Genomic DNA, 21,668 nt, shown 5'->3' on the forward strand with positions numbered 1-21,668 from the left:
ACCGGGCTGGCCGGCACCTACGGCACGCTGACCCAGCAGGCCGACGGCACCTATGCCTATGCCGTCGACAACGACGACGCGGCGGTGAAGATCCTGGCGGCGGGCCAGACGCTGACGGACACCTTCGTCTACACGATCTCCGACGGCAACGGCGGCACGGCGACGGCGACGCTGACGGTCACGATCCAGGGGGAGAACAATCCGCCGATGGCGGTCGCCGACACCGCGACGATCGCAGAGGACGCGGCGGCGCCGGCCACCGGCACCGTACTTGCGAACGACCAGACCAGCGACGATGGCGAGACGCTGTCGGTTTCGGCGATCCGCACCCAGGGCGGCACGACGGGCACGATCGGCACGGGCCTCGCGGGGACCTACGGCACGCTGACCCAGCAGGCGGACGGCACCTACAGCTACGCCATCGACAACGCCGATGCGGCGGTGCAGGCGCTGGCCGTCGGCCAGACGCTGACCGACGCCTTCGTCTACACGCTCTCGGACGGGCAGGGCAGCACGACCACGGCGACCCTGACGGTGACGATCCAGGGCACGAACGACGCCCCCGTCGCGGTCGCCGACACCGCGACGACCGCCGAGGACGCGGCGGCGCCCGCGACCGGCACCGTGCTGGCGAACGACACCGACACCGACACCGCGGACACCCTGACGGTCACCGCGATCCGGACCCAGGGCGGTACGGTGGGCGCCGTCGGCACCGGTCTCTCCGGCACCTACGGGACGCTGACGCAGCAGGCGAACGGCACCTACAGCTACGCCGTCGACAACGCCAGCGCGGCCATCCAGGCGCTGGCGGTCGGCCAGACGCTGACCGACGCCTTCGTCTACACGATCTCGGATGGCAACGGCGGCACGACGACGGCGACGCTGACGGTCACGATCCAGGGCACCAACGACGCCCCCGTCCCGCTCATCCCGCTGCCCGACGCGACCGGCGCCGAACTGCGGCCGATCACCGTCACGGTGCCGGCCGGCGCCTTCGGCGACGTGGACCTCGGCGACGTCGTGACCCTGTCGGCCAGGCTCGCCGACGGGAACCCGCTGCCGTCCTGGCTGGTGTTCGACCCGACGACCAGGAGCTTCAGCGGAACGCCGCAACGTGGCGACGCGGCCACCTACGCCATCGTGGTGACCGCTACCGACCTGGCCGGCGCGACCGGGACTTCGACCTTCTCGCTCCGCCTCGACGCGTCCCCCGCCGCGCCGCCGTCCGAGCGCCCGCCGGTCGAGCCCCCGCCGCCGCCCCCGCCGCCGCCGCCCGACGGGCTGCCGGGCAATGGCGGCCTCATCACGCCGCAGACCGACCCGAGCCAGGACGGGTTGTTCACCCCGATCGGGCAGGACGCTCGCGGCCGGCAGAACGGCGCCGATGCCCTGTCCTTCCTGCGCGACGTCGGGAACGGCCGCACCCAAGGGCTCGAGCTGTTCGTCGCCGGCACGGTCGGCAACCAGGTGATGCTGGCGGAGAACAACCACTCCTTCCAGGTGCCCAAAAGCATCTTCCGGCACACCAACCAGCAGGAGCGGCTCACCTACGAGGCGAAGCGGCCCGACGGCACGCCGCTGCCGTCCTGGCTGCAGTTCGACGCGGAGAACCTCAGCTTCTCCGGCACGCCGCCGGCGGACGCGACGGGCACCGTCGAGATCTCCATCGTCGCCCGCGACGCCCGCGGCAACGAGGCGACCGCCCAGTTCCGGGTCACGGTCGGCCGCGACGTCGATGGCGGCCTGCCCGGCGACAACCCGCAGGACGCCGGCACCCCGCCGCCCGAGACGGAGGGGCAGGTGCCTGGCGAACCCGTCCCCGGCGAACCCGGTGCCGACCCTGCTGCCGACCCTGCCGCCGGACCGGCCGGAACGCCGGACGGAGCGCCGGACGGAGCACCCGGTGGCCCGGCCGGGGAGGGGGAGCCCGCCGAGGAGGCGCCCGGGCCGCAGGCCGTGCTGGAAGGGGCGGGCATCCGTCCCGTCCAGGTCGCCGATGCCTGGACGCTGGCGACCGATGCCGGCTCCGAAGGGCCGGCCTCCTTCGCGGCACAGCTTCGGGCCGCCGGGCGCCAGGGCCTGATCGCCGAGGGCCGCGCCATCCTCGAAAGCCTGGCGCGGGCCGCCGCGCCGGCTTCCGACACCAGTACCGACACCGGCCGCAATGCCGCCTGACCGATACCCGAGACACGAACCCGACGTGATGACCAGATCCTCTCCCGATCCCCGCGGCAGGCGCTTCGCTTCCGCCCTGCTGCCGGCAACGGCCCTCCTGCTGCTGTCCGCCTGCGCCGTCTCCCCGGAGCCGATCGGCGACGGGCTCCATCTCTCCCGCGCGATCGCGGAGAAGGAGGCGCTCTATGCCGGCCAGGAGCCGCTCACCGGGCCGCTGACGCTTTCCGAGGCGATCGCCCGCGCCCTCAAGTACAACCTGGACCATCGCCTCGCGCTGATGGAGGAGGCGGTCCAGGAACGCCAGCTCACGCTCGCCAACTTCAACATGCTGCCGCGCCTCGCCGCGAATGCCGGCTACACGACGCGCACCAACGAGAACCTCACCGTCAGCCGGTCGGAGCGGACCGGCATCACCTCTCCCGACCCGTCCCTGTCGACCGATGCCGAGCGCTGGACCGGCGACATCTCGTTCACCTGGAACCTGCTGGACTTCGGCGTCAGCTACTTCCAGGCGCAGCAGCAGGCGGACCGGACGCTGATCGCGGTCGAACGGCGCCGCCGCGTCATCAACAACATGGTCAAGGAGGTGCGCAGCGCCTACTGGCGCGCCGCGACCGCCCAGCGGCTGCTGCCGCTGCTCGACCCCATCCTCGCCGACGCCCAGGGGGCGCTGGAGGCGACCGACGAGATCGAGCGCGACCTCCTGCAGCCGCCGCTCGCCACGCTGGAATACCGCAAGACCATCCTCCAGGTGATCGCGCAGCTCCGGCGCCTGCGCTCGGAGCTGTCGGTGGCGCGCGCCCAGCTCGCCGCCCTCATCAACGTGCCGCCCGGGGAGCCCCTGAGCGTCGTGATGCCGGACGACCGCGACGTGGACGACGTCGGCGTCAGCCTGCCCGACGACATCGCCGAGCTGGAGCTCTACGGCCTCACCTACCGGCCGGAGCTGCGCGAGGAGGTCTACCAGGAGCGGATCGACGGCAACGGCGTGCGCAAGGAGATGCTGCGCATGCTTCCGGGCGTCTCCCTGCTCAGCTCGGTGAACTTCGATTCGAACTCCTTCCTCATCAACCAGGTCTGGGCCGAGGCCGGCTTCCGGGCGACGTGGAACCTGCTCGGCCTGATCCAGGGGCCGCGCGCCGTCGAGGCGGCCGAGACGCAGGCGGCCTTGACCCGGACGCGCCGGCTCGCCGTCAGCGTCGCGGTGATCACCCAGATCAACGTCAGCTACCAGCAGTACAGGCAGGCGCTGGAGAACTACGAGACCGCCTACGAGATCAGCAAGGTCGAGGAGCGCATCCTCCAGATGGCGGAGGATGCGAGCGAGCTGGAAGCGGAGGCGGAGCTGGAGCGCATCCGCCGCGCCGCGTCCTCGATCGCCGCACAGCTCGACCGCGACCGCAGCCTGGCCGAGGTCGAGGCGGCGCTGGCCAACATCTATCTCTCGATCGGAGTGGACACGCTGCCGGCCGCCCTCGAGCCCGATGACCTCGAGGCGCTCCAGGGGGAGGTCTTGGCGGCCCTGGAGCGGTTCGAGCGCGGCGAGCTGCCGCCGCTGCCGGAGCCGGCCGCCGGGGAGGAGACGGAACCGGTAGCCGAAGAGGCGACGGAACCGGTTGCCCATGGGGCGGTCGAGCCGGTCGTCGACGGGGTGATGGAGCCGACGTCGTGAGGAGGTTCGCGGCCGTCCTCGTTCTCGCCACCCTGCCGCTGGCCATGCCGGCCGCGGCCCAGGATGCCCTGCCGGACCTCTCGGGCGTGGACGCGGCGCTCTCCTCGGAGGTCGAGGTGACCCGCCAGATCCGTGCCCAGATCACGCCCCGGCGCAGCACGTCGATCTCCGCCCCGATGACCGGCAGGATCGTGGAGATCGACCTGCGCGACGGCGACCGCTTCGAGACGGGCCGCGTCCTGGTCCGCTTCGACTGCGCGCTGCCCGACGCCCAGCTCGCCCGCGCCCGCGCCGGCCTCGAGAAGCGGCAGAGCGTGCACGAGGTCAACAAGCGGCTGAACAAGCTGGGCTCGGTCAGCACGCTGGAGCTGCAGGTGAACGCCGCCGAGGTCGCCGAGGCGACGGCCGAGCAGCGGCTCGCCCGCACCATGGTCGAGCGCTGCGTGGTCGCGGCACCGTTCGCGGGCCGCGTCGGCGAGGTGGCGGCGCGCCAGTACCAGTTCATCGGCGAGGGCCAGCCGATGCTGGAGATCCTCGACGACGGCGACCTCGAACTGGAGATGATCGTGCCGTCGCGCTGGATCGCCTGGCTGCGGACGGGCCACCGCTTCGACGTCGCGGTGGAGGAGACCGGGCGCACCTATCCGGCGGAGGTCGCGCGCCTGTCGAGCCGCGTCGACCCCGTCAGCCAGTCGATCAAGGTCTACGGCCGCATCGTCGGCGACACCTCCGACCTACTGGCGGGCATGAGCGGCAGCGCCACCATCCTCCCGCCGGAGCGGCCGTGAGCGAGAGCCTCAACCGCAACCTCCTGCGCCTGACGACGCTGCTCCAGCTCGAGCAGCGGGCGCGCCGGGCGGCTCCGGACGAGCTCGCCTTCGTGATGGTCAACGAGACGGCCGGCCTGCTGCCCTACCGGCAGGCGGTGCTGTGGCGGTGCGCCCGGCGCGGCGACGGCCGCGTGCTGGCGGTGTCCGGGGTGGCCGATCCCGACGGCGACGGCCCCTATCTCGCATGGCTGAGGCGCCTGCTGCGCCGGGTCGCCGGCGGCCCGCGGGCGCAAGCCATCCATGCCTTCGGCCGCCAGGACGTCGCGGACGACCCGGACTTGGACGCGGGCTGGCGGGAATGGCTGCCGGACGCGGCCCTGTGGGTGCCGCTCGCCGATCCGGCGGGCCGGCTCGGCGGCGGGCTGCTGTTCGTGCGCGGCGAGCCCTGGGGCGAGGCGGAGCAGCATCTCTTCGGCTATCTCGGCGAGGCCTACGGCCATGCCTGGGCCGCGCGGACGGGGCGGGGCGGCTTTGGCGCCGGCTGGCGCCCCCGCCTCGGCGGCGCGCGCACGGCCGCCGCGGCCGCCGTCCTCCTGCTGGCCGCCGCCTTCATTCCGGTCCGCCAGTCCGTCCTCGCCCCGGCCGAGGTCGTGCCGACCGCGCCGACGCTGGTGCGTGCCTCCATCGACGGGGTCGTCGACCGCGTCCACGTCGATCCCAACCAGCCCGTGGAGACCGGGCAGCCGCTTCTCTCTCTGGACGCGACGCGGCTCCAGGCCCGGCTCAAGGTCGCGCTCAAGGCCCGCGACATCGCCCGCGCCCAGTACCTGCAGGCGATCCAGCAGGCGGTCGCCGATCCGCGCGCGAAGGCCCGCCTCGCGGTGCTGGAGGCGGAGGTCGAGCAGCAGGGCGCCGAGGTCGAGTACGTCCAGAGCCTGCTCGCCCGGGTCGAGATCGCCGCGCCCCATGCCGGCATCGCGATCTTCGACGACGTCAACGAGTGGGCGGGGCGGCCGGTCTCGACCGGCGAGCGGATCCTGCTGCTCGCCGACCCCGCGAAGGTCGAGCTGGAGATCCGCGTGCCGCTGAGCGATGCGCTGGCCTTGGCGCTGGAGCCCGGGGCCGAGATCGCCTTCTTCCGCAACGTCGCGCCCGACCGGCCGGTCGACGCGCGGCTCGCCTCGGCGAGCTACCGTTCGGCGCCGACGCCGGACGGGGTACGCGCCTACCGCGTCACCGCGGCCTTCGCCGACGGGGCGGAGCCGCTGCGCATCGGCCTGGAGGGCGTGGCGAAGATCTACGGCCCGGAGACCACCGCCGCGATGTGGGTGCTGCGCCGGCCGCTGGCCGTCGCCCGTCAATGGCTCGGCCAATGACGGCTGTGCCGGCCCTCTCCGCCGGTCCGCCCGGCGCGGCGCCGCTGCCGGTCCTGCGCGACGACTTGGTTCTGCACGAGGGGCCGCGCGCGCGCGACGGCTCGCCGACCTGGACCCTGTACGACCCGGCGGCCAACAGGTTCTTCCGGATCGGCTGGGCGGAGTTCGAGATGCTGGCCCGCTGGGGCCTGGGCACGGCCGAGGCCGTCGCTGGCTCGGTCTCGCGCGAGACGCCGATCCGGGCCGAGACGGAGGCGGTGGCCGACCTCGCGCGCTTCGTCGAGGCGAGCGGGCTGGTCGCGGTGCGCGGCGAGCGCGCGGTCGCGGCGCTGGTCGAGCGGCAGGCGCGCCGGCGCACGGCCCTGCCGCTGTGGATGCTCAAGAACTACCTGTTCCTGCGCGTCCCGCTGCTGCGGCCCGACCGGTTCCTCGACGCGGCCCTTCCCTGGCTCGCCTGGCTCTTCACGCCCGCCTTCCTGCGGGTCGTCGGGCTGACGGCGCTGCTGGGACTGTTCCTGGTCGTCCGCCAGTGGGAGACGTTCACCCACGGCTTCCTCCACGTCGTGACGCCGGAAGGCATGCTGATGACGGGAGCGGCGCTGCTGGCGGCCAAGGTGCTGCACGAGTTCGGGCACGCCTTCGCGGCCAAGCGGTACGGCTGCCGCGTGCCGTCGATGGGCGTCGCCCTGCTGGTGCTGTGGCCCGTGCTCTGGACCGACACGACGGATGCCTGGCGGCTGCGCTCGCGCCGCCAGCGCCTCGCCATCGACGGCGCCGGCATCGTCGTCGAGCTTGCGCTGGCGGCGTTCGCCTCGGTCGCCTGGGTGCTGCTGCCGGACGGGCCGCTGCGCACCGGGGCCTACCTGCTGGCTGGCGTCACCTGGATCGCGACGCTCGCGGTGAACCTGAACCCCCTGATGCGCTTCGACGGCTATTTCCTGCTGTCGGACTGGCTCGACGTGCCGAACCTCCAGGACCGGTCCTTCGCGCTCGCGCGCTGGCGGCTGCGCGAACTGCTGTTCGGCTTCGGCGACCCGCCGCCCGAGAGCATGGCCGCTTCCCGGCGCCGGTGGCTGATCGCCTATGCGGCGGCGGTGTGGGTCTACCGCTTCTTCCTGTTCCTCGCGATAGCACTGCTCGTCTATCACCTCGCCTTCAAGCTGCTGGGGCTGTTCCTGTTCGTGGTCGAGATCGTCTGGTTCATCGTGCGTCCGATCTGGACCGAGCTTCGCGTCTGGTCGTCGCGCCGCCGCGACCTCCGCGTCAACCGCAACACGGTGCTGGCGTTCGGCATGCTGGCGGCGCTGGTGGCGCTCGCCGTCGTGCCCTGGCACGGCAAGGTGAGCGCGCCGGCGCTCCTGCGCGCGGAACGCGAGGCGGTGCTGTACGCGCCGGGGCCCGGCCGCATCGCCGGCATGGCCGGGGGCACCGGCACGGCCGTCGCCGAAGGGGCGGCCGTGTTCCGGCTCTCCTCGCCCGACCTCGACCACCAGATCGAGGGGGCGCGGCTCAAGATCGCGGGCATGCAGACCCAGATCGGCCTGGATGCCGCCGATCCCGAGATGGCGCGCCGCGCGGAGGTCGCGTGGCAGGAGCTTCTCGCCTCGGCGGCCGAGCTGGAGGCGCTGATCGCGCAACGCGACCTGCTGACCCTGCGCGCGCATTTCCCCGGCGTGCTGGCCGACGTGCCGCGCTGGATCGTGCCCGGCACCTGGGTGGCGGAGGGCGAGGCGCTCGGCATCCTGCGCAGCGCGCAGGCCTGGACGGTCGAGGCCTTCGCCGCGGAGGCCGACCTGGAACGGCTGCGGGGCGCGGCGCGGGCATCCTTCCTTCCCGACGACCTCGACGTCGGCCCGGTCCCGCTCCGCGTCGTCCGGGTCGACCTCGCGGCGACCCGGGCGCTCGCGGAGCCCGACCTCGCCTCCGTCCATGGCGGGCCCATCGCCGTCCGCCAGGGCCGCGACGGCGAACTGGTCCCGGAGACGCCCGTCTACCGCGTGCTGCTGGCGCCGGAGGCGGCCATCCGGCCGCCCGCCTACGCGCTCCTCGGGCAGGTGGCGGTCGAGGCGCCGGCCGAGAGCCTCGTCGGCCGGCTGTGGCGCCACGCGGTCGCGGTGGCGGTGCGCGAGAGCGGGTTCTGAGCCCCCGTCACAATTCGTCACGATCGGGCCTACCCCCTCCGGGGGCGCATGTGTCACGATGCGGGAGCCGGAATACGGGCAACGTTGGGTTTCGCACGGTCGGGGCAATGGGTATCGATCACATCGCATCGAGCCACGCGGACGAAGTCGAATCGCTGATCGCGGGGCTGTCGCCCGAACGGGCCCGCGAGGTCCTGCTCCACCTGGAGACGCTTTCGGCGTCCCGGCCGGAGCGCCTCGCCGCCGTGCGCAGCATCCTGACGCGGGTGGCGGACCGGAGCCGGACGCAGCATGTCCGCCGGGTCTTCACCAGGACGCTGGAGCCGTTCCTCGCTCCCGACGCCCAGGCGGCCCGGCTGTCCTGGCGCGCGCCGGGACTGGTGCATCGGCCGGACGCGGCGGCCCTGTTCGACATGCTCGCCCGCGACCACCGCGCCGTGGTCGAACGCATGCGCAAGCGGCTGGCCGAGGCGGAGGCGGTGGGCGCGCTGGCCGACGTGCTCGCGTCGCCCGAGGCGGGCGCGATGATGCAGGAACTGACGGGCCTGGCGGTCCGCTCGCTGGACCACGCCCTGGCCGACCCCAAGCGGCAGGCGGCCGCGCTTGCCTCGTGGACGTCGTGCCGGGACGCCGAGATCCGGCGCAAGCGGTTGCAACCCGCGGCCGGGCCCGTCGCGCGCGACACGCTCGTGTTCTGGCGGGACCTGCTGGCGCTGCGCGACTGGGCGGCCGAACTGCTCGTCACGGCCCGCGCCGACCGCGGTGCCGGCCGGGCGCTGGCGGAACGGACCGAGGCGCTGCACGCGTTCTCCCAGGTCGTGCTGCAGACTTCGCGCGATACCGCCGTCGCCGCGGTGGCGCCCCTGGTGCTGCTCCATCGCGGCGATCTCGGCCCGGCGACGGCGTTCGCGGTCCTTCCGCTCGACCCGCGGGTGACGGGGCGGGTCCGGGAAGCGCTGGCCCTGCACCTGAACGTGCTCGCCGCCGCCTGGGCCGACCGCGTCGTCGCCCTGGCGGGGCCGGTCGGCGGCGGCCCGCTGGCCGCGCCGAAGGAACGGCTGGAAGCGCTCGGGACGGAGGCGGCCGCGTTCTCGCAGGCCCTGGACGCGATCTGCCGGCTCGACCTGCTGTCCGACCCGCGCGTCGGCGCGCTCTGCCGCGACGCGCTGGCCGGGATGCTGTCGCGCATCGAGGCCGGGCCCTACCGCGTGCTGCTGGACCGGGTATCGGCGGCGGCCCTGGCGCCGGAGCCCACCGGCGACCACGAGGCGGTGGCGACGTTCCTGGGGACGCTGCACCGCTGGCGCGGCAGCCTGTCCGACCAGATCTTCTGGGGCACCGGCGCGACCCGGTTCCGGGGCGACGTGCTCGACGTGATCCGCGCCGGGTTGCGCCGCGTCCTGTCGGCCGAGGGAGGGGACGGCCTCTCGCGCTTCGCCCAGATCGCGCGGCTGGAGGACCTCGCCGTCCGCGTCGGGGCGTCGCTCGCCGACTGGCTCTCCCCGCCGAGCCCCGCCTTCATCCGCGCGGCACTCGGCCGCCTGGACGACCCGGCGGCGCCATCGCCCCTGGAGGCGGGCCTGATCTCCGCCTGCGCGGAGGCCGCGCGCGAGGAGCTGGACCGCATCCGGCACTGGAAGGACCCCGAGCTGAGCCGCTTCGTCGCGATCGCGGGCCAGCGCCTGGGCGGCCCGTCCGGGCCGGGCGGCCCGAAGCCGGGCGCCGGTCCAACCGTCCTCAGCTGAGCTACGGTCCCGTTTCCTTCGGGGTCTTTTTCGCCCGTTTGCGGCGCAGCTCGTCGAGCCTGGCTTCCAGCTCGGCGATCTTGCGGTCGAGCTTCTTCAGCTTCTTGCCCTTACCGGCCGGAGGCCGGCTGGCTTTTTCCTCGGCCGGAGGCCGGCCGATCCGCAGGACGACCGCCGTCCGCTGCTCGCCCGTCATGGCCTTCCAGCCCTTGACCTCGTCGCGCGTGCGCAGGCACCCCCTGCAGATGCCCTGGTCGAACTTGCAGACCTTGATGCAGGGGTCGTCGTGCAGCCGCTTGCCCATGCCGATGCCTCGGGACTCGGGAAATGGGGCATCACATGGTCACGACCGCTCCCCTCCGCCAGGGCGGCAGGGCCGGCGGCGGGTCACGCGGTCCAGGCCATCGCCTCCCTTGCGCTTCTCTCGAGCGCCGCGCGCATCACCCGGTAGGGGCCCGGCCCGTGGCTCACGCGGGCGACGCCGAGCTCGGCGAGCCTCGCGATGGGCGGCATGCTCGCGCCGGCGATGACGTTGACCGGCAGGGGCGAGCCCGCCGTCACGCGCGCGAGCAGGCCCTCGTCGGCCAGGCCCGGGACGAACAGGCCGTCGGCGCCCGCGGCGGCGTAGAGGCGGGCCCGGTCGAGGGCGGCTGCGACCATGCTCTCGTCGTGCCGCTCCCGCGGCGTCCGCAGGAACACGTCCGTCCGCGCGTTCACGAAGACGGGCACGCCCGCCCGCGTCGCGGCGGCCCGCGCCGCCGCCACCCGCGCCGCCTGGGGCGCCGGGTCGCGCAGCGTCCCGTCCCGGGGATCGCTGTCCTCGAGGTTGCAGCCGATGGCGCCGGCCTCGACCGCCTGCGCGACCGTCCGGCCGACCGCGGCCGGATCGGCGCCGTACCCGCCTTCCAGGTCGATGGTGACGGGAAGGCCGGTCGCGCCGACGATCCGCCGCAGATTGGCGATGACGAGGTCGAGGGGCACCCGCTCCCCGTCCTCGAAGCCGTTCGCGGCGGCCACCGACCAGCTCGCGGTGGCGATCGCCTTCGCTCCGGCCGCCGCGACGGCGGCGGCGCTGCCGGCGTCCCAGACGTTGTAGAGGACGAGCGGGCGGCCGGGAACGTGGAGCGAGCGGAACGCGTCGGCGCGGGCGGACTGGTCCATATCCTTCCTCATCTCGTTGCGGGGCTTGCGGCCGGCCTCAGGCGGAAAGCGGGACGAAGCCCGGAACGTCCTCGACGCGGGCGATCCAGGCCCGGACGGCGGGGAAGGGGTTCAGCCCGATGCCGCCTTCGGGGGCGACATGGGTATAGGCGAACAGGGCGACGTCGGCGGTCGTGAAGCGGCCGGCCGCGAGCCAGTCCGCCTCGGTGAGCCGGCGTTCCAGCGCCTCCAGCGCCGCACGGCCCTTCTCCTGGCGCACGGCCAGCTCGGCGCGCCTGGCCTCGTCCAGCTCCAGGTGCTTGAGCCAGTGCCGGGCGACCGCGATGTTCGGCTCGTGGCTGTACTGCTCCCAGAACAGCCACTGCATGACGCGCGCCCGGTCCATTCCCGCGGCCGGCAGGTAGGGCGTGCCTTCGGCGAGATGGCACAGGATCGCGTTCGATTCCGGCAGGAACTCGCCGGGCGACACCTCCAGAACGGGGACCTTGCCGTAGGGATTGAGCGCCAGGAACTCCGCGGTGCGCGTCTCGCCGGCGTCGGGATCGATGACGATCCGCTCGAACCGGCGGCCGAGCAGCGCCAGCATCAGCCTCACCTTGTAGCAGTTGCCGGAATCCGGCATGTCGAACAGGCGCATCGGCTTTCCCTCGTGCCGTGGTGGTCGTGATGATCGGGGGCCAGGATGCCGGCCCTGCCGGCATCCGCGCAAATGACGCTTTCTCAGGGGCACGATGAATTCCGCTCATCGCCGGCCGTTGCCCCGGCCGGGGCGGGCGGCTAATCAGGGGGCGGAGGACGCTCATGACGCCGCACCGCCTGCCGCCGCTCTCGGCCCTGAGGGCCTTCGAGACCGCCGCTCGCCATCTCAGCTTCGCGCGCGCCGCGGAGGGGCTGCACGTGACGCCGAGCGCCGTCAGCCACCGCATCCGCGCGCTGGAGGAGGAGCTGGGGCAGGCGCTGTTCCGCCGGCTGGCCCGCGGCCTCGTGCTGACGGAGGCGGGCAGGGCGTTCCAGGCCGGCGTGGCCGACGGGTTCGAGCGGCTGGCCCGCGCGACGCGGGCGGCGCGGACGGCCGCGCCGGCCGGGCGGGTCGTCGTCAGCGTGCTGCCGTCCTTCGCGTCGGGATGGCTGGCGCCGCGCCTGTCGGGGTTCCTCGCCCGCTGCCCGGAGATCGACCTCGTCGTGCGCTCCGAACGCCATCTCGTGGACTTCGCGCTGGAGGATGCCGACCTCGCCGTGCGCTACGGGCTGGACGGCGGCTTCGGCCCGCTGCTGGCCACGCGGCTGACGGGGGAGGATATCTTTCCGGTATGCAGCCCGGCGCTCCTCAACGGGCCTCGCCCGCTGCGCCGGTTCGCCGACCTCGCCCGGCACGTGCTGATCCACGACGACGCGCCGGGGCCGAGCGAACCCTGGATCACCTGGGAGCCGTGGCTGCGCGAGGCCGGGCTGGATGGGCCCGAGTCCGCCCGCGGCCCGCGCTTCAGCGACACGGCGATGCTGTACCAGGCGGCGGCGCGCGGGCTGGGCGTGGCGCTCGGCCGCGGCGCGTTGGTGGGCGACGAGCTCGCGTCGGGCCGGCTGGTCCGCCCGTTCGAGGCGTCGCGCCGCTCGGTCTGCGCCTATTATGCGGTGTGTCCGCCGGCCCACGCGGCCGACCCGCGGGTCGCGGCGGTGGTGGACTGGCTGCTGGAGGAGGCGGCCCGTTCGCCCGCCGTATGAGCGGCAGGTCCGCGCCGTCATTGCGCCGGAGCGCGGTGTTCCCTATTTTGCAGCCAACCCAGGGGTTCCAGCCGCGCAAATGACCGATCTCTCGCACATCCGCAACTTCGCCATCATCGCCCATATCGATCATGGCAAATCGACCCTCGCCGACCGCCTCATCCAGATGTGCGGCGGCCTCGACCAGCGCGAGATGCGCGAGCAGGTGCTCGACAGCATGGACATCGAGCGCGAGCGCGGCATCACCATCAAGGCGCAGACCGTCCGCCTGAAATACAAGGCGCAGGACGGGCGGGAATACCTGCTGAACCTGATGGACACGCCCGGCCATGTCGACTTCGCCTACGAGGTCAGCCGGTCGCTGGCGGCGTGCGAGGGCTCGATCCTCGTCGTCGACGCCTCCCAGGGCGTCGAGGCGCAGACGCTGGCCAACGTCTACCAGGCGATCGAGAACGACCACGAGATCGTGCCCGTCCTCAACAAGATCGACCTGCCGGCGGCCGAGCCCGACCGCGTCAAGCAGCAGATCGAGGACGTGATCGGCCTCGACGCGTCGGATGCGGTGATGATCTCGGCCAAGACCGGGCTCGGCGTGCCGGACGTGCTGGAGGCGATCGTCCGCCGCCTGCCGCCGCCCAAGGGCGAGGCCGACACGCCGACCAAGGCCTTGCTGGTCGACAGCTGGTACGACGCCTATCTCGGCGTCGTGATCCTGGTGCGCGTCGTCGACGGCAGGCTCAAGGTCGGCCAGAAGGTCCGCTTCATGGCGACCGGCAGCGCGCACGAGATCGACCGCGTCGGCGTGTTCACGCCGAAGGCGCTGCTGACCGGCGAGCTCGGGCCCGGCGAGATGGGCTTCATCACCGCGGCGATCAAGGACATCACCCAGACCAAGGTCGGCGACACCATCACCGACGACCGCCGCCCGGCGGCCGAACCGCTGCCCGGTTTCCAGCCGTCGATCCCGGTCGTGTGGTGCGGCCTGTTCCCGGTGGACGCCGCCGATTTCGAGCGGCTGCGCGAGAGCCTGGGCAAGCTGGCGCTCAACGACGCGAGCTTCCATTTCGAGGCGGAGACCTCGGCCGCGCTCGGCTTCGGCTTCCGCTGCGGCTTCCTCGGCCTGCTGCACCTGGAGATCATCCAGGAGCGCCTCGAACGCGAGTTCGACCTCGACCTGATCACGACCGCGCCGTCGGTGGTCTACAAGGTCCACATGACCGACGGCACGGCGCTGGACCTGCACAACCCCGCCGACATGCCCGACGTGGTCAAGATCGCCCACATCGAGGAGCCGTGGATCAAGGCGACGATCATGCTGCCCGACGAATACCTGGGCGGCGTGCTGGCCCTGTGCTCGGAGCGGCGCGGCCAGCAGATCGAGCTGACCTATGCCGGAGCGCGGGCGATGCTGGTCTACCGCCTGCCGCTCAACGAGGTCGTGTTCGACTTCTACGACCGGCTGAAGTCGATCTCGCGCGGCTACGCCAGCTTCGACTACCAGTGGGACGGCTACGAGGAGGGCGACCTGGTCAAGCTGTCGATCCTCGTCAACGCCGAGCCGGTGGACGCGCTGTCGATGATCGTCCACCGCAGCCAGTCCGAGAAGCGCGGCCGCGCGCTGTGCGAGCGGCTGAAGGACCTGATCCCGAAGCAGCTCTTCAAGATCGCGATCCAGGCCGCGATCGGCGGCCGGGTGATCGCGCGCGAGACGATCTCGGCCCTGCGCAAGGACGTGCTGGCCAAGTGCTACGGCGGCGACATCTCGCGCAAGCGCAAGCTGCTGGACAAGCAGAAGGAAGGCAAGAAGCGCATGCGGCAGTTCGGCCAGGTCGAGATCCCGCAGAGCGCCTTCATCGCCGCCCTGAGGATGAGCGACGGCTGAGCGGACGCGGGGCGGTCAGGCCGCCCCTCGCTCCTGCCCGAGCGGGCCGTCGCCGGCCTTCACGGTCGTGCCCGGCTCGACCAGCACGACGTGGCATTCCTGCGTCAGCGCCTCGGGGCGATGCTCCACGCCGCGGGGGACGACGATGAATTCGCCCGGGTCGAGATCGACGTGGCGGTCGCGGAACCCCATCCTGAGGCGCCCCGCGACGACGAGGAACATCTCGTCCTCGCGCTCGTGGCGGTGCCAGTGGAAGCAGCCCTCGAACTTGGCCAGCTTGACCTGGACGCCGTTGACGCTCCCGACCGTCTGCGGGCTCCAGAAGGCGTCCAGCTTCCCGAACGACGCGGCGAGGTTCACCTTGCCGGGCGGCAGGGCCGCCTTCTGGATCGCGGGCGGCAGGGCCGCCTCCCGGATCGCGGCGAGCTGGTCCGGCAGCGCCCCGGACCGTGCGGCGAAGGCGCCGTCGAGCGCCGCGGTGCCGACGGTGAAGGCGGTCGCGCCGGCGGCGGCGGCGGCCTCGACCCGCTCGCGGCGGTCGATCGATCCGGCGACGATCACGGGCTTCGGCGCCGCCGCCCGGCGGACCTCCTCGATCAGCCTGGGGACGTCCCCCTCGAAGCGGTAGGCAAGGAGGTCGAGGCCGTGCACGCCCGCCATCCCGGCGAGGCGCGCCGCGCTCTCGGCGATCGTCTCGACCGTTCCGGTCAGGACGCTGGGATGGCCGGCGACGGCGCCGGCGAACGGGTAATAGCGTATGCCCGTCCCGGCGATGACCGGCAGCACGACCTCGGGCCGGGTCCCGCCCATCAGGACGTCGACCCGGAGCTTCACGGCCGCCTCGGCGGACCGGCGCTCGCTGTCGGCGTCCAGGCTCACCGTCTCGAGATACACCTTGGCGCCCGAGGCCCGGATCGCGGCGGCGAGCGCCTCCAGGTCTTCGAGCGGCAGCCCGACGTCCTTGAAGCCGATATGCCCCACCCCGGCGGCGACGGCGTCCTTCAGGCGCTCGGCGGCGTCCGGGACGGTCCTGTCGTTCCTGGTGAGCATGAAGATGAAGTCGGGCGGGGCGGTCACGTCCTCTTCCCCCCGGGCGTCGTCGAGGAGGAGCAGAGCCTGCTCGAAGGCGTGGCGCAGGGACGAGGCGTCGGCCTTGCCGGTCCCGGCGATGTCGAAGGCCGTCCCGTGGTCCACGCTCGTGCGGACGAAGGGCAGGCCGATCGTGACGTTCACGCCGTGGTCGATCCCGCCGTACTTGACCGGGATCAGGCCCTGGTCGTGGTACTGCGCGACGACGATGTCGAAGTCGCCGCGCCGCGCCCGCATGAAGACCGTGTCGCCCGGCCACGGGCCGGAGGCGTCGATCCCCTCGCGCCGCGCGTCGTCGATGGCCGGGGCGATCTCGTCCAGGTCCTCGCGGCCGAACATGCCAGCCTCGCCCGCATGCGGGTTGAGGCCGGCGACCGCGACGCGGGGAGCGTCGATCCCGTAGGCCCGGCATGCCCGGTGGGCGAGGCGGATCGTGCGCAGGACCCGGTCCCGGGTGACGAGCCCGATCGCCTCGGCCAGGGAGACGTGGATCGTGACGAGGACGGTCCGCAATTCCCCGTTCGCGAGCATCATCGCGAAGTCCGACGTGCCAGTGCGCTCGCCGAGGATCTCCGTATGGCCCGGATAGGCGATGCCGGCGGCCTTCAGCGCCTCCTTGGCGATCGGCGCCGTCACGATGGCGCGGACCTCCCCCGCATTGGCGAGGTCGATCGCACGGACCACGTAGTCGTAGGCGGCCCGGCCGGCCCGCGCGTCGATCCGGCCGACCGGCAGGTCGTCGGGAAGGCGGCTCGCCGCAAGCACGTCGACCTGCCCGGGCCGGGCAGACGCCTCGCGCGGCGACGCGATCTCATGGACGGCGAGGCGGAGGCCGAGCGCGGCCGCGGCCCGGCGCATCGCGCCCGCGTCGCCGATCACGAAGGCGGGGGCCCTCACCCCGTCGGCGAAAAGCCTGGCGCAGATCTCCGGGCCGATCCCGCAGGGGTCGCCCATGGTGACGGCGATCGGTGGCGTCATGCCCTGGTTCCTTCCATTGCGCGCAGCATCGCCGCCGCGTTCCGCAGCACGTCCTCGGAGCCGAACCCGCCGGCCTTGGTGATCACCGCCATGCGGCGCGGCGCATCGGCCACGCCGAGCGGCACGCCGGGTTCGATCTCCGCGCTCAGCCGCAAGGACCGGACGCCGAGCGCGCCGAGCACCGCGGCCGCCGTGTCGCCGCCGGTGAGGATCAGGCCGTCGACCGGCAGGATGCCCGCCAGTTCCGCGGCGACCAGGCCGAGGCACTCGGCGATGCGCCCGGGATCGGCGCCCGGCCGCGGGGCGGCGTCGGCCGCGACGAGGATCGACCTCGCCCGGCCGGGCGCCATGCCGGCCGCATTGACGGCCGCTTGCGCGGCCTGGCGGGGCGACGCGGTGGCCGCGGCCGCGTCGACGACGATCTCGATCATGTCGCCGGGACCTCCCATCGCGCGTCTTTGGGCCTGGCTGGCCGTATGGGTGCTGCCGACGACCGTCAGCAGGGTCCCGACGGCCGGGACCGGCTCTTCCCGGTGCCCGCGGCCGCCGAAGCGGGCGGCCAGCGCGCGCGCCATGCCCGGCGACCCGCAGAACAGCACTGCGCGCGGGTCGGCGACCGATGCGACCAGCCCGTCGATGTCCGCCTGCCGCGTCGCGTCGGCGACGACCAGCCTCGCGGTCCCGGGATCGAAGCCGCCCGGCCCGAGGGACCTCACCGCCGCCAGCGGCAGGTGTCGGACGTCGGCGTCCTCCAGGCGGGGGAACAGCCCGCGGATCCGGGACCGCGCGACGGGATGGACGGGGTCGCGGCCGAACGCGGTCTCGTGCACCGGCCTGCCGGCGAGCCGCTGCTCGCCGTCCTCGGTGGTCCGCCCCGCCTCGGGGAAGGCCGGGGCGAGCAGCGCCACCTCGCGGCCCGAGGCTTCCAGCGCCGCCAGGATCTCGGCCTCGAGATGTCCGCGAAGAGTGGAATCGACGGTGTGGTAGAGGACGTCCGAACCCGCGAGGCGCAGCGCCGTCGCATGGGCGCGCCGCTCGGCTTCGTCCCGCGGCCGCGCCCGGCTGTCCTTGTTCACGGCCGTCACCCCCTCGCCCGGTACCGGCGCGAGGCGATGGTCCAGCCAGACCTCGCATCCGTTCGCGGCCCGCACGAACGGGACCGCGCCGTCGGTCGCGCTGGTCAGGTCATCGGCGGCAATTCCGATCCGCATGCCTCGTTCCTCGTCCTCTCGCGTTTCATGCTTGCGTGAGCCTGACGCGTCTTGCCGGGCTTGAAAAACGATGTATTCTCACCGGTATCGGTTCCTCGAACGCACGGATTCATGGCCGAGCGCCTCCCACCGCTGGTCGCGCTGCGGGCCTTCGAGGCGGCTGCGCGCCACGAGCATTTCGGCAGGGCCGGGGACGAGCTGCACGTCACCCACAGCGCCGTCAGCCGGCAGGTCCGGGCCCTGGAGGACGATCTCGGCGTCCAGCTCTTCGAAAGGCGCAATCGCGCGGTGTTCCTGACGGAGGCCGGGCGGCGCCTCCTGGAGACGACGCGCTCGGCGTTGCGCCAGATCGCCGAGACCGCCGCCGAGCTGCGCGCCGGCCTGCCGGCCCCGCTCGTCGTCTCGTGCGAGCCGACGCTGACCCAGCGCTGGCTGATCCCGAGGCTGCCGGCGTTCCAGGCCGAGCATCCCGGCACCGTCGTCCACGTGCTGGCGGCCGGAGGGCCGATCAACCTGGAGCGCGACCGGGTCGACTGCGCGATCCGGCGCGGCGATTTCACCTGGCCGCCGGACGTGTTCGCCGAACCCCTCTTCGAGGAGCGCGTCGGCCCGGTCTGCGCCCCGCCCCTGGCGGAGCCCGGCGACCGGGAACACCTGCTGCGCCTTCCCCGCATCCACTCGGCGACCCGGCCCGACGCGTGGGACCGATGGGCCGCCGACCAGGGCGTGACGCTGCCCCCGGCGCCGAGCCGGACCTTCGAGCACTTCTACCTGAGCCTGGAGGCCGCGACCGCCGGGCTCGGGGTCGCCATCGGACCGGAACCCCTGGTCGTCGACGCCGTCCGGTCGGGCCGCCTCGTGGCGCCCTGCGGCTTCAGGCCGAACGGCTACCGCTACGTGCTGCTTTCGCGGACGTCCTTCGCGGTCGATGCGCGCAAGCGGCGTTTCCTCGCCTGGATGCGGCGGGAGGCGGCGCAGGGGGCGTGATCAGGCCGCCGCGTCCCCCAGCCAAAGATGCAGCACGCCATAGGCGCGCCACGGCCGCCAGGCCTCGGCGATGCGCGTCGCCTCCTGCGGCGTCGGCCGGCCCTGCGCGGTCTCCAGCGCCCGCAGCACGCCCAGGTCGGAAGCCGGGAAGGCGTCGCGGTGGCCCAGGCCGCGCATCGCGACGTAGTGCGCGGTCCAGGGGCCGATCCCCGGCAGGCGGCACAGCCGCTCGACCGTCTCCTCCAGGCTCGCGGCCGGGCGGAACAGGTCGGGGTCGGCCAGGCAGGCCGCCGCTAGCGCCGAGATGGCCCGCGCGCGGGCGCGCGGCAGCCCGATGGACCCGAGATCGGCCCCGGCCAATGCGCCGGCGCTCGGGAACAGGTGGGACACGGCGTCCGGCGTCCCGGCCGGGCCGTCCGCGACCGGCTCCCCATGGGCCGCGACCAGCCGTCCCGCCAGCGTGCGCGCCGCCGCGACGCTGACCTGCTGCCCGAGAATCGCACGCACCGCCAGTTCGAACGGGTCCCAGGCGCCCGGCACGCGCAGCCCCGGGCGGGCGCGCAGGTGACCGGAGAGATGGGCGTCCCGCCCGAGCCGGCGGTGGATCGCGTCGATGTCGGCCTCGGTGTCGAAGACGTGCCGCAGCCGCGCCCCGACCTCCCCGTCATCGGCGCCGCCGCGGCAGCGGACCGTGGCTAGGAGCGCGTCTCCCCCCTCGGCGATCGACACCGACAGGATGCCCGCGCCTCCACCGGTCCGGAAGCTTCGCCAGTACCGTCCCGCCTCGACCGTCTCGACGCCCCGTATCGCGCGCGAGCCGAGGAACCCGAGCAGCGTCTCCCAGTCGTAGGGCCGGCGCACCGGCAGCGCCAGGTCGAAGTCGGTCATCCGCATGCTCTCGGCCGTATGGTCTCGGGAAGCCCCGCCGAGGCGGGGCCGATCTCACAGCGTGGTCTCGAATTCGCGAACGCGCTCTCTGAGCAGGGGACCCATGCGCTCCTCGCCACGAGCGAGCGCGTCGTTCGCCATCTTCACCGTCTGCGCCTCCACGACCGCTTCGCGCGACAGTTTTCTGTGGCAGAACAACCAGCGGGCGACGACGGCCCAGTCCCACAGCGGGCTGTCGGACGTGATCTTGACCACGGGTGCAGGAAAACCTCTGCTTCGCTGCCCCTTGGAATACTGTGTTATGGCAGCACGGGTCATCCCCGTGCGGGCGGCAATCTCGGAAAGGCTTACAAGCGGGTCCGGCTCTACTCTCTCGACCCTGGCGCCAGCCGCGCGTACGGCCTCGACGGCGGAAGCGACCGCCGCATCCATCGTTTCGGCGTCCCGTGCGAAATCCACGATGACGTGTCCCTTCTGGAACGAGATCGTGGCGTCGTCGCAACACGCCTCATGGAACCGGGACTCGAAGTCGGCAGCCTGCGGATCCAAACCCGAAGCGATGATGCTGAACTCATGCGTCTTCATCGTCGGCTTCCTTATGAGGGCAACGGGCGATGGCTCTGATGATCTGTCTGGCGTGTATGCCGGGATCCCTGGGCGTGCCGCTCACACCGACTTGGCATCCATCCCGGTCGGCATGAGCGCAGAACAAGCGGCCCCAATGGCCCATCTTGCGGCATGTCCATCCCTGCGATTCAGCATACGCGACCGCGTCCTCGACCTCCTTGTCGGGATGGCGCGGCCTAGCCATCGCTCAGCCCGAACATGGCGCGCCTGTTAACATTTGTCAACACGCGTGGTTCCCTACAGCCCGAACCGGTTGAACCGGGTTCTGGAGCGGGTAGCAGTGCATACAATAGGATGCGAGTCTAGGGCTTTTCCCGCTTCCCGTGTGCCCCGCGTTCAGCGGAGAGCTGGGCGGCCAGGCCGTCGCGGTAGGTCGGGTAGGCGAGGCGGACGCCGAGTTCGCGCTTGATGCGGTCGTTGCGCACCCGCTTGCTGTCGGCGTAGAAGCTCGCGGCCATCGGCGACAGGTCGGCCGCCTCGAAGGGGACCAGCGGCGGCGGCTCCACGCCCAGCAGGCGCGCGGCATGGGCGACGACCTCGTGGCCGGGCCCCGCCTCGTCGTCGCAGACATTGTAGTCGGCGCCGGGGTTCGGCCGCGCCATGGAGGCTTCGAGCACGCGGGCGATGTCCTCGACGTGGATGCGGCTGAACACCTGGCCGGGCTTGTCGATCCGCCGCGCGGTGCCGGCCCTGAGCGCGTCGATCGCGCTGCGCCCGGGCCCGTAGATGCCGGGAAGGCGGAACAGGTGAACCGGCACGCCATGGCGCCGCCACAGCTCGAGCCAGCCGTCCTCCGCCGCGAGCCGCGCCCGGCCGCGCGCCCCGGTCGGGACCCGCGGCGTCGCCTCGTCGACCCAGCCGCCGTCGTGGTCCCCGTAGACGCCCGTGGTCGACAGGTAGCCGGCCCAGGCGAGGCCCGGGCCGGCGAGGTCGCCGCCATGACGGTCGAGCACGGGGTCGCCGTCCCGGTCCGGAGGCACCGCGCTCAGGACGTGCGTGGTGCCGGCGAGCGCCCGGGACGGGTCGGCGAGCGGCCGGCCGCGGTCGAAGAGGAACGTCTCGATGCCCCGCGCGGCGAGTGCCTGCGCCTTCTCCTGCGCGCGCGTCGTGCCGGCGACGCGCCAGCCCTGCGGCAGGAGCCGGTCGGCCAGCGCCAGCGCGCTGTAGCCGAGGCCGAAGCAGAACAGGCGTGGTCCCGTCATGCCCGTGCCGGCCGCGTCAGGGTTCCTGCGGGGCGAGCG

17 protein-coding genes are annotated in these 21,668 nt (G+C 73.1%); 9 read left to right on the forward strand and 8 right to left on the reverse strand.

The features are described from left to right. The 6 genes from VGO20_RS14385 to VGO20_RS14410 form a co-directional block, all read left to right on the forward strand. On the forward strand, positions 1–2,178 hold a 2,178-nt coding region (locus tag VGO20_RS14385), incomplete at its 5' end, for a VCBS domain-containing protein (protein WP_327503055.1). A 28-nt stretch (positions 2,179–2,206) separates the two neighbouring features. Then, positions 2,207–3,850, forward strand: a complete 1,644-nt coding sequence (locus tag VGO20_RS14390; RefSeq protein ID WP_327503056.1) for a TolC family protein — start codon at positions 2,207–2,209, stop codon at positions 3,848–3,850. Beyond that, a complete protein-coding gene (locus VGO20_RS14395; RefSeq protein WP_327503057.1) occupies positions 3,847–4,638 on the forward strand; it encodes an efflux RND transporter periplasmic adaptor subunit in 792 nt (263 codons plus the stop codon). Before VGO20_RS14390 ends, VGO20_RS14395 begins: the two co-directional genes overlap by 4 nt. After that, positions 4,635–5,996: an efflux RND transporter periplasmic adaptor subunit gene (locus tag VGO20_RS14400; RefSeq protein ID WP_327503058.1), complete on the forward strand. Its 1,362-nt coding sequence runs from the start codon at positions 4,635–4,637 to the stop codon at positions 5,994–5,996. The genes VGO20_RS14395 and VGO20_RS14400 overlap by 4 nt, the downstream gene beginning before the upstream one ends. Further along, a complete protein-coding gene (locus VGO20_RS14405; RefSeq protein WP_327503059.1) occupies positions 5,993–8,137 on the forward strand; it encodes a site-2 protease family protein in 2,145 nt (714 codons plus the stop codon). The genes VGO20_RS14400 and VGO20_RS14405 overlap by 4 nt, the downstream gene beginning before the upstream one ends. A 107-nt stretch (positions 8,138–8,244) precedes the next feature. Further along, positions 8,245–9,882, forward strand: coding sequence for a hypothetical protein (locus VGO20_RS14410; protein WP_327503060.1), 1,638 nt, complete (start codon positions 8,245–8,247; stop codon positions 9,880–9,882). A gap of 1 nt (position 9,883) precedes the next feature. Here the strand turns inward: VGO20_RS14410 and VGO20_RS14415 are convergent, their stop codons facing one another. The 3 genes from VGO20_RS14415 to VGO20_RS14425 all read right to left on the reverse strand — a co-directional run bounded on the left by VGO20_RS14415 (position 9,884) and on the right by VGO20_RS14425 (position 11,680). Continuing rightward, entirely contained in the window at positions 9,884–10,186 is a 303-nt protein-coding gene (locus VGO20_RS14415; RefSeq protein WP_327503061.1) for a DUF1289 domain-containing protein, read from the reverse strand. Positions 10,187–10,269: 83 nt separating this feature from the next. Beyond that, positions 10,270–11,043: an isocitrate lyase/PEP mutase family protein gene (locus VGO20_RS14420; RefSeq protein ID WP_327503062.1), complete on the reverse strand. Its 774-nt coding sequence runs from the start codon at positions 11,041–11,043 to the stop codon at positions 10,270–10,272. Positions 11,044–11,080: 37 nt separating this feature from the next. Next, positions 11,081–11,680 carry a glutathione S-transferase family protein gene (locus tag VGO20_RS14425; RefSeq protein WP_327503063.1) on the reverse strand — a complete coding sequence of 200 codons (600 nt, stop codon included), beginning with the start codon at positions 11,678–11,680 and terminating at the stop codon, positions 11,081–11,083. Between the two features lie 164 nt (positions 11,681–11,844). Between VGO20_RS14425 and gcvA the strand changes: the two genes are divergently transcribed. Next, positions 11,845–12,765, forward strand: a complete 921-nt coding sequence (gcvA, locus tag VGO20_RS14430; RefSeq protein ID WP_327503064.1) for a transcriptional regulator GcvA — start codon at positions 11,845–11,847, stop codon at positions 12,763–12,765. A 79-nt stretch (positions 12,766–12,844) separates the two neighbouring features. Continuing rightward, the gene (lepA, locus tag VGO20_RS14435) at positions 12,845–14,647 is read left to right on the forward strand and encodes a translation elongation factor 4 (RefSeq protein ID WP_327503065.1); all 1,803 of its coding nucleotides are present in this window, start codon (positions 12,845–12,847) and stop codon (positions 14,645–14,647) included. 15 nt (positions 14,648–14,662) lie between these two features. On the opposite strand, the gene pdxA is transcribed toward lepA, so the two are convergent. Both pdxA and VGO20_RS14445 read right to left on the reverse strand, forming a co-directional pair. Next, the gene (gene pdxA / locus VGO20_RS14440; protein WP_327503066.1) at positions 14,663–16,714 is read right to left on the reverse strand and encodes a 4-hydroxythreonine-4-phosphate dehydrogenase PdxA; all 2,052 of its coding nucleotides are present in this window, start codon (positions 16,712–16,714) and stop codon (positions 14,663–14,665) included. Then, positions 16,711–17,925, reverse strand: coding sequence for a four-carbon acid sugar kinase family protein (locus VGO20_RS14445; RefSeq protein WP_327503067.1), 1,215 nt, complete (start codon positions 17,923–17,925; stop codon positions 16,711–16,713). The genes pdxA and VGO20_RS14445 overlap by 4 nt, the downstream gene beginning before the upstream one ends. A gap of 111 nt (positions 17,926–18,036) precedes the next feature. Between VGO20_RS14445 and VGO20_RS14450 the strand changes: the two genes are divergently transcribed. Continuing rightward, positions 18,037–18,912 (forward strand): LysR substrate-binding domain-containing protein, encoded by an 876-nt coding sequence (locus tag VGO20_RS14450; protein ID WP_327503068.1) that lies wholly within the window; start codon positions 18,037–18,039, stop codon positions 18,910–18,912. Here the strand turns inward: VGO20_RS14450 and VGO20_RS14455 are convergent, their stop codons facing one another. The 3 genes from VGO20_RS14455 to VGO20_RS14465 all read right to left on the reverse strand — a co-directional run bounded on the left by VGO20_RS14455 (position 18,913) and on the right by VGO20_RS14465 (position 21,629). Continuing rightward, on the reverse strand, positions 18,913–19,800 hold the full coding sequence (locus VGO20_RS14455) for a DNA-3-methyladenine glycosylase family protein (RefSeq protein WP_327503069.1): 888 nt from the start codon (positions 19,798–19,800) through the stop codon (positions 18,913–18,915). A 54-nt stretch (positions 19,801–19,854) separates the two neighbouring features. Beyond that, positions 19,855–20,385 carry a helix-turn-helix transcriptional regulator gene (locus VGO20_RS14460; protein ID WP_327503070.1) on the reverse strand — a complete coding sequence of 177 codons (531 nt, stop codon included), beginning with the start codon at positions 20,383–20,385 and terminating at the stop codon, positions 19,855–19,857. 344 nt (positions 20,386–20,729) lie between these two features. Then, entirely contained in the window at positions 20,730–21,629 is a 900-nt protein-coding gene (locus VGO20_RS14465; protein WP_327503071.1) for an SDR family oxidoreductase, read from the reverse strand. Positions 21,630–21,668 lie beyond the last annotated feature (39 nt).

Origin of the sequence: Arenibaculum sp., assembly GCF_035998295.1 — a bacterium.
Classification (GTDB): Bacteria; Pseudomonadota; Alphaproteobacteria; order Azospirillales; family Azospirillaceae; genus DASYHS01.